The organism is Phycisphaerales bacterium (assembly GCA_016716475.1).
Taxonomy (GTDB): domain Bacteria; phylum Planctomycetota; class Phycisphaerae; order UBA1845; family Fen-1342; genus JADJWG01.
Genome location: JADJWG010000004.1, coordinates 977987 through 986248 on the forward strand (window position 1 = coordinate 977987; position 8262 = coordinate 986248).

Sequence of the window (8262 nt, forward strand, 5' to 3'; positions counted from 1 at the left end):
CCGCGGAATGGCTGCTCGCCCTGGATGACCCCTTCTATGCTCGCCTGGTGGCGGTAGGGCTGGTCCCAGATAGGGAATCTGCCCTGCTCGCATCGTTCATCGACTCCTACATCGGGAGCCGCACGGACACGAAGAACTCAACCTGCACGACGTACAAGCGGGCGCGGGCAAAGCTGGTGACATTCTTCGGCGAGGATCGAAAGCTGGGGACGATCCATCCCGGAGAGTGTGACGACTTTGCCCGGTGGCTCCGGAAGCCGGATGGTGGGGGGCTGGCTGAGGCAACAGCCCGAAAGACCGTGCAGATTGGGAAGCAACTTTTCCGGGCTGCCCTACGGAAACGACTCGTGAGCGTGAATCCATTTGCGGACCTTTCCGGGGGCGTGATTGCGAACAGGACTAAGGACCGCTTCGTAACGCCCGCAGAGACAGTCAAGCTGCTGGAGGCATGCCCGGACACCCAATGGCGGGCAATCGTGGCCCTGACGCGGTTTGGGGGGCTCCGGTGCCCGTCTGAGGTACTGGCGCTGAAGTGGGAAGATATCGACTTCGCAGCGAGCAAGATGATGGTGCACTCACCCAAAACGGAGCACCATGCGGGCAAGGCATTCCGGCTGGTGCCCTTGTTCCCGGAGTTGTTGCCGATCCTTGAAGACTTGCACGAACTGGCGGAGCCGGGGACGGTGCACGTTGTGACACGCTACCGGGAGGCAACACAGAACCTCCGCACGACGTTCCTGAAGATCATCAAGCGGGCGGGGCTTACACCGTGGGCGAAGCTGTTTCAGAACCTTCGTTCTAGCCGTGAGACAGAACTAGCCGAGCGGTTCCCGGTGCATGTGGCTGCGGCCTGGATCGGAAATAGTACGCTGGTGGCTGCTCGGCATTACCTGCAAGTCACGGATGCGCACTTCGGGGCCGCGGTTGAGACACCGGGACAATCTGAGCAGCCGGGCGCGCTGCAAAATGCGGTGCAGCAGACTGACGCGAGGGCTTGCAAACAGATGCAGGAGGAAGAAGGGGAAGAATCAGAATCCGCGTTCTGCGCTTCCCTGCAAGGGTTTGCAAGCGATCGTAAGTCTTTGCAAAATAAGGGGTTGGGCGTTACAGGACTTGAACCTGTGACCTCATCCGTGTGAAGGATGCGCTCTAGCCAACTGAGCTAAACGCCCGGCCGCAGCCGGCTCTCCGACTACTTTTGTATCAAACCACACTCGCCGGCTCCCGTCAAGGTTTGATCCGCGCTGCCGCTCGACCGACCGCCACTCCCTAATAAGCGACTGCAACAGCTTATGCAGAATTGCTCCGCTCCGACGGGTCGTGTTACCCCAGCCGAATGCGGGCGGCACTCGCCGCCGGCCGGGGTCTGGCCGCCTCTATAATTCCCCACCCCGCCGCGGAACGTGACCCGCGGAGTTGCATAGTACATTAGTGTGATGCCGAACGGATCAGTATGAAGCGCGACGGACCGCCGCGGCTGCGGATCAACGAGATCTTCCATTCGGTCCAGGGCGAGGGTACCCGTGCCGGCCTGCGCTGCGTCTTTATACGGCTCACCGGCTGCCACCTGCGGTGCACCTGGTGTGACACTGCCTACGCCTTCTACGAGGGCGGCTGGATGTCACTCGACGCGATCCGTGCACGGGTGCGAGAATTCGGCTGCCCGGTGGTTGAGGTCACCGGTGGGGAACCGTTGCTGCAACCAGCCGTTTTTCCCCTGCTCACGCAACTCTGCGAGGAGTACCCGACCGTGCTCCTTGAAACCAGCGGCGCGGTCTCCATCGCACAGGTGGATCCACGCGTGATCCGCATCCTTGACATCAAGTGTCCCGGCAGCGGCGAGGCAGCGCGCAACTGCTGGCCGAACATCGCACTGCTCACACCCCGCGATGAGTTGAAGTTCGTGCTCGCAGACCGTGCGGATTACGAATGGGCGCGCGACGTGGTTCACACGCACGGTCTGACGGCGAAATGCCCGGTGCTGTTCGCGCCTGTACATGGGCGACTCGAACCGCTGACCCTCACCGACTGGGTCCTCGCCGACCGGCTGGACGTACGGCTGGGGCTGCAACTGCACAAATACATCTGGCCGCCGGAGACGCGCGGCGTGTAGGATGCACCGCCGCTGGGTTCGCCGCGCCGGCCGCAGCAGGAGTCGCCCGTGCACGTGGAGTTGACGAAATCGTTCACGTTCGAAGCGGCCCACGCCCTTCCGACGTTTCCGGTGGGGCACAAGTGCCGCCGCCTGCACGGGCACAGCTTCCGGGTGGAGGTGCGTGTGGCGGGCACGGTCCCCGCGGAGCGCGGCTACCTGATCGATTACGGCGAAATCAAAGCGGCCTGCGAGCCGGTGCAGCAGCGGCTTGATCACTACTGCCTGAACGAGATTCCTGGGCTGGAGAACCCGACGGCGGAGAATCTCGCCCGGTACATCTGGGATGCGCTGCGGCCGGCGCTGCCGCAACTCGCGGCGGTGACGGTTTTCGAGACTTGCACAAGTGCCTGCGTGTATCGGGGCACATAGCACGTCGCCGCTGGGCATCCGTTGGCGGCTGGCTGCAAAATCGGGGTGGCAATGGGTTAGATTAGGACTGCGTGGAACCCCCCGCCCTTGCGAGCGCCTGACAGTGATTCCGTCCCTTTCTTGTTGAGTCGACGTGGGTTCGCGGGCAGCGCACTCCAAACCGGGCGGGTGGTCCTGTCTGTACCTCGCAGTGCCCAGAGGAACATGCGTGCCACTGCTCTGTGAGGAGTGTCTCCCGCCGCCGTGCGGGCCCGCGAATGTCGGGGTGGTCCAGCGCGAACGGGGCGTTCGATCTTATCCCCAGAACCGCGCGCTGGACCCCTCCCCGCGGGCTCAGCCGGGCACCGGTAGCACCGGTGCTCGCGCCATCCGGCTCAGCGACGGCGTGCTGCTGCTATAGCGAGCGCAAACACCAGTACAACAGTGGCGGGTTCGGGCACAACAACCAGCAGCCCGCCGAGCGAGACCCCCGTATGCAGTTGGCTCTGCGGAATCCAGCCGTCGGTGACACCGTCGTAGCCCAGGCGGTGGATGATGCCGTTCCCGTGTCCGGCGACGAACATCTCGGTTCCGTCGGGACTGAAGGCGACGTCTAGCGCGCCGGTCAAGCCACCGATCATCGAATGCAGCGTCGGTTCCTGATTCGCGTCAAACGTGTAACGGAACACGGCCGATGCGTAATAATCCGCGACATACAGATCGCCTTCCGGCCCCCACGCCATGAAATGCAGCGACGAAGCGCCGGGGACTTGGATGGTTGGCAGCGGCAGGCCGCTATTCAGATCGAAGCGCTCGATTGTGTTGCCGGCCTTGCTGACGTAGAGGCGATCGCCGGTGACCGAGACGGCCACGCCGCGCATGGTGCCTGCGCCAATCGTGCCCTGGGGCAGTGCCTGCCCCTCGGTATCGAAGGTGAAGCGTGACACCGCGCCAGCCGCATTAGCGGCGAACAATTCGCCGTCGACCGGATTGAAGGCCGCCTCATGCACACCGTAGAGGCCGTTCCCGCTGATGACGCCGGTTGCGGTAAAGGCACCCGTGAGCGGCTCGAATGTGAAGCGAGAAAGCGACCCCGGGTTGTTGTTCCCGTGTCGATTGCTGACGAAGATCTCGCCGGCCGCATTGTGCGCCAGTCCGCACGGATCGCTTAACTCCGCCGGAGAGATTCCCGCGCGCGGTGTGGCTGCGCCGCCGCTTCCGGCCACGTCATACAGCAGCACGCCGCCCCAGGTCGCCGGATTTGTGTTGGCAGGCCCCGGAGGGGATTGGGTCACGAGCAGGTAGAATGGGTCCGCAAGCGCGCCGGTCGTCAGGCCGAGAGCGCATGTGCTGATGATCCAAAGATTTCGCGCCGACATGGCTTCTTCTCTCCTCAGGGTGGGACGAGGAACGAATGGTCCCCAACCCATTATGCGGCGCCGAATACACGCGATGCAAGCAGTAACTTCACGAGCAGATCAATAGGTGCATGACGGCGGCATCGGGCCCTGCGGATTGGGGGCGCGCGAGTTACAGGCCAGGGGCAGCGAAACACTTATTACTACAGCAATGAAACAGCTTGAATCACAAGTGCACCAACACGTGTTGCACTGCCCTCGCCACTGTTGTGCCGGATGATGCGAGCACCATGTCGGGGAGGCATCAGATTCTCGGGTGCCCTCGCTTCACACTTGCCGTCGGCGCGGCGACTCCGGAAGTGGACGCTTCAGGCGCCGCAGTCCACCACACGTTGCTTCCAGCACCCGGTCTAGCGCTCGTCCGCTGGTGCCAGCAAGCGATAGGTAATGCCTGCCAGGGCGGCTCCCACCAGCGGCGCGACCCAGAACAGCCAGAGCTGATTCAACGCGGCTACTCCGACGAAGAGGGCCGGCCCCGTGCTGCGGGCCGGGTTCACCGAGGTATTCGTGACCGGGATGCTGATCAGGTGGATCAGCGTCAGGGCGAGGCCGATCGCCAGCGGCGCAAAGCCGGCCGGCGCCCGCTTGTCCGTCGATCCCAGGATGACGAGGAGGAAGAAGTACGTCAGCACAACCTCGGCGACAAGACACGCCCACAGGTTGTACCCGCCCGGGGAGCGCTCCGCGTAGCCGTTGGTGGCGAAGGCGCCCGCGGAATCAGGGTGGATGACGAAGCTCGGCTGTCCGCTGGCAATCACATAGAGCACACCCGCCGCCGCGACCGCCCCGAGTAATTGTGCGATGACGTAGCCGGGCAGATCCTTCGCGGAGAAACGTCCCCCGAAGAGCAGTCCCACCGACACGGCCGGGTTGAGGTGGCAGCCCGAGATGTGCCCGATGGCATAGGCCATGGTGAGCACAGTCAGGCCGAACGCCAGCGAGACTCCCACCAGCCCGATCCCCAGGTTGAGGGGGGTGGCACCTTCCTGCGCAAGAAACTTCGCCGCGAGCACGGCACTGCCGCAGCCGCCGAACACCAGCCAGAACGTCCCGAGGAATTCCGCTACCAGCCGTTTACCCTGTGACATTGCACCGATCTCCTATCGAGTACGTGGTCGTCGCATGAAGGAGGCCGCTTGCGTTCTGCCGAAGTGCCCATTGTTTTGCGAGATCGCAAACAGAGACGTGGTTGGGGCGCAGCTCCTCAGCCGCACCGCTGGGGCGGATTATACCCGTTGGGCCGGTTGCGGCACCAGCGCCCTGGGATGCGGGCCGCCCGCTACGGGTTCGCGGTCCGGGCTCAGTATCCGCCCTGAAGCCACTTCACGATGTCCTGCAGCGTGACCAGCAGGAACACCAGCACGATCAACGCCAGGCCGGCCAGCGTCGTGATCACCTGCACCTTGAGATTCAGCGGCTTGCCGCGAATCTTCTCGAGCAGCAGAAAGACCATCAGGCCGCCGTCCACGACCGGCAGCGGCAGAAAGTTGATGACGGCCAGATTGATAGAAATAAAAGCGAGGAAGAACAACAGGTCGGCGTAGCCATCCTGCGCGATGCGCACCGCATGCCGCATGATGCCCACCGGGCCGGCCACGTCACGCGTACTGACGTTCCCGGACTGGAAGATCAACGCCTGCAGACTGCGGTACGTACGCTCCAGTACGCGCACCGTCTGCTCCCCGGCCATGGCGATAGCGACCAGCGGGTTGCCGTTGGCATGGACGCGTGTGGTCAGGAACTCGAACGGCAGCAGCGTGTTGACATCGTACGATGCGCGAAACTGCCAAGGATCAACATTGTCCGCCCGCACCGTGAACTGCGCACGGTACAAGGTGCGGTCACTGGTCGAGCGGTGATACTCCACGTCCACCGTTTCGCCGATATGCCGCGCCAGCAACTCCCGCACCGCCGCTTCCTGCGGTAACAGGTACACGCGGTCTTCGTCCAGCCGAATGCGGTCCTCGCCGGCGATGCTGCGAATGCGCGCTGTCGGCGGCAGGTCGAGTTCGCTCACGATACTGGCCGGCACGGCCAAAGGAACTGTGCCCTCGTCCTGGCCACTGCGATAGGCGAGCGTAATTGTGCGGCCGGATGCGGCGCGCAGGGCCTCGTACAGGTCGGCCCACGAGGTCAGGGCGACGCCATCCGCCGCCAGGATCTCGGACCCGCGCGGCAGGCCGAGACTCGCGGCCGGTGTGCCGCTCACGATATCGGCCACGATCACACCCTGCTGGGCCTGGCCGAACTCGATGCCGACCTTGGGGGGATCCGTGCGGCCGAGCGAGAACGGCTGTGTCGGCGTGACGGTGAGTGCCACGCGCTGCCCGTCGCGCAGCACGATCACGTCAAGCGCTTCATTGGGACTGGCATGAATGGCAGCCACGATTTCCGGAAACGTGGGGAAGCGGGTCCCCGCCCATTCGAGGATGACGTCGCCCTCCCGGAAGCCGGCGACGTCTGCCGGCATCCCGGGGACCACCCGATCGATCGACGAGCAGGGGGCCAGCCCCAGCAGGTGAGAGGGCTTTCGCAGCACGGATTCGGCGGTATCTCCGGCGGACATGCGCAGGCGTGGAGTGATTTCGAAATCAAAGGTGAGCGGTGGTTGTCCCGCGGGCGGGGCGCGCTCGATCGTCAACAGCAACGGCCGGCCGCGCGAGCTGTGAATGGCATCGGCATAGACATAGGCCAGCAGGTCGTCGATCGGCCGGCCATTGACGGCCACGACCTTATCACCCGGTTGCAGCGGGTCCGGCAGGGGCATGCTGGCGTCGACCAAGCGCGTGATCTGGTTCGTGGGGTAGGGGGTCCAGCCCAGTGCAGTGGGTAGCGTGCCGAAATCCTTGTCGCGCCGCACGACGATTGGCTCGGGGAATTCAGCGCCGTCGCGCTCGATCGTCAGTCGCACGTGACCTTCGCCCAGCAGGGACTCGATCAGCAGGTCATTGAAGGACTGCACCCTCGTCCCGTTGATCGTGAGCACCTTGTCGCCGGGCAGCAATCCCGCCCGGCCGGCCGGGCTGCCCGGCTCGATCGTGCCCAGAACCGGCGCCCAGACCTTCTGGCCGCCCGCCAGGTAGACCAGCGCATACAGCAGAATGGCAAACGCCACGTTGAACACCACGCCCGCGGAGACCACGAGCATGCGGGCTTCGACAGACTTGTTCGTGAAGGCGCGCGGGTCGTCGGTATGCTTGACCTCACCGGTCTGCTCGTTGATGATGATGTCATCCTCGCCGAGCATTTTCACGTAACCGCCGATCGGCAAGGCATTCAGACAGTAATCCGTCTCGCCGTAGCCCTTCTTCGCCAAGTCATCCGGTCGGTAGTTCGGTCGCGGGCCGAAGGTGAACCCCTCTCCCCGCCGGTAACCGCAGATGCGGTAGAAGAACCCGACCGCGAATCGGTCCACCCGGACGCCCATCCACTTGGCAGCGAGGAAGTGCCCCAATTCGTGGACGAAGATGATGATCGAGAAGCCGATCAGCACTTTCACGAGGAGCAAAGTGCCCTCGAGCCACGCGGTAATCTGCTCCGTCATGCCAAGCAGGGCGGCCACACCGATCAATTCCGAATGCATCGCTCCACCTCGGCCCGCGCCCATGCGTCGCAAGCCAGCAGCTCTTCCAGGTTGGGCTCGGGCAGGAACGCGTGCCGGGTCATGACCTCGGCGGCGAGTTCCGCGATCTGTCCAAAGGATAGGCGCGCAGCGCGAAACGCCGCGACGGCGGCTTCGTTGGCCGCATTCAGGACGGCTCCGAGACTACCACCGCGGCGGGCGGCTTCGTAGCCGAGCGGCAGCGCCCGAAACCGCTCAAAGTCCGGGGGTTCGAAATGCAGTGTGCGTGCGCTACTCCAATCCAGCGGAGCCGTGATACCGGCGATCCGCCGAGGGTAGGTCAGTGCATATTGGATCGGCGTCTTCATGTCCGGGGTGCCGAGTTGTGCGATCACCGAACCATCACGAAACTCCACCATGGAGTGTACAACAGATTCGGGATGAATCAGCACGTCGATCTGCTCGGCCGGCAGGTCGAACAGCCAGCGGGCTTCAATGATCTCCAGTGCTTTATTCATCATGGTGGCACTGTCGATCGTGATCTTCGGCCCCATCGACCAGGTCGGGTGGTTGAGTGCATCCGCCAGTGTCGCCGTCGCCATCCGGTCCCGGGGCCACTGGCGGAACGGCCCACCCGAGGCGGTCAGATGGATGCGGCAGACGTCTTCCCGGTGGCCGGCGTGGAGGGCCTGGAAGATGGCCGAATGCTCGCTGTCCACCGGGATCAGCGCGCCGCCGCGTTCCCGCGCCAACGGCATCAGCAAAGCCCCCGCCACCAC

At 64.1% G+C, this 8262-nt stretch carries 7 protein-coding genes and 1 tRNA gene; 3 read left to right on the forward strand and 5 right to left on the reverse strand.

Annotated features, from left to right (window positions below):
• Positions 1–272 precede the first annotated feature (272 nt).
• Positions 273–1139 (forward strand): tyrosine-type recombinase/integrase, encoded by an 867-nt coding sequence (locus IPM18_18020; protein MBK9121481.1) that lies wholly within the window; start codon positions 273–275, stop codon positions 1137–1139.
• Here IPM18_18020 and IPM18_18025 read toward each other — a convergent pair.
• Positions 1099–1172 (reverse strand) — tRNA-Val (locus IPM18_18025). The genes IPM18_18020 and IPM18_18025 overlap by 41 nt on opposite strands.
• A 281-nt stretch (positions 1173–1453) precedes the next feature.
• Here IPM18_18025 and IPM18_18030 point away from each other — a divergent pair.
• Both IPM18_18030 and queD read left to right on the forward strand, forming a co-directional pair.
• Positions 1454–2113 carry a radical SAM protein gene (locus IPM18_18030; GenBank protein MBK9121482.1) on the forward strand — a complete coding sequence of 220 codons (660 nt, stop codon included), beginning with the start codon at positions 1454–1456 and terminating at the stop codon, positions 2111–2113.
• A 54-nt stretch (positions 2114–2167) separates the two neighbouring features.
• On the forward strand, positions 2168–2524 hold the full coding sequence (gene queD, locus IPM18_18035) for a 6-carboxytetrahydropterin synthase QueD (GenBank protein ID MBK9121483.1): 357 nt from the start codon (positions 2168–2170) through the stop codon (positions 2522–2524).
• Between the two features lie 374 nt (positions 2525–2898).
• On the opposite strand, the gene IPM18_18040 is transcribed toward queD, so the two are convergent.
• The 4 genes from IPM18_18040 to IPM18_18055 form a co-directional block, all read right to left on the reverse strand.
• Entirely contained in the window at positions 2899–3882 is a 984-nt protein-coding gene (locus IPM18_18040) for a PEP-CTERM sorting domain-containing protein (protein MBK9121484.1), read from the reverse strand.
• A 389-nt stretch (positions 3883–4271) separates the two neighbouring features.
• Positions 4272–5009: an aquaporin Z gene (aqpZ, locus tag IPM18_18045; GenBank protein MBK9121485.1), complete on the reverse strand. Its 738-nt coding sequence runs from the start codon at positions 5007–5009 to the stop codon at positions 4272–4274.
• Between the two features lie 212 nt (positions 5010–5221).
• Complete coding sequence (locus tag IPM18_18050) at positions 5222–7504, reverse strand: site-2 protease family protein (GenBank protein MBK9121486.1); 2283 nt, start codon at positions 7502–7504, stop codon at positions 5222–5224.
• On the reverse strand, positions 7489–8262 hold a 774-nt coding region (locus IPM18_18055), incomplete at its 5' end, for a 1-deoxy-D-xylulose-5-phosphate reductoisomerase (protein MBK9121487.1). The genes IPM18_18055 and IPM18_18050, both read right to left, overlap by 16 nt.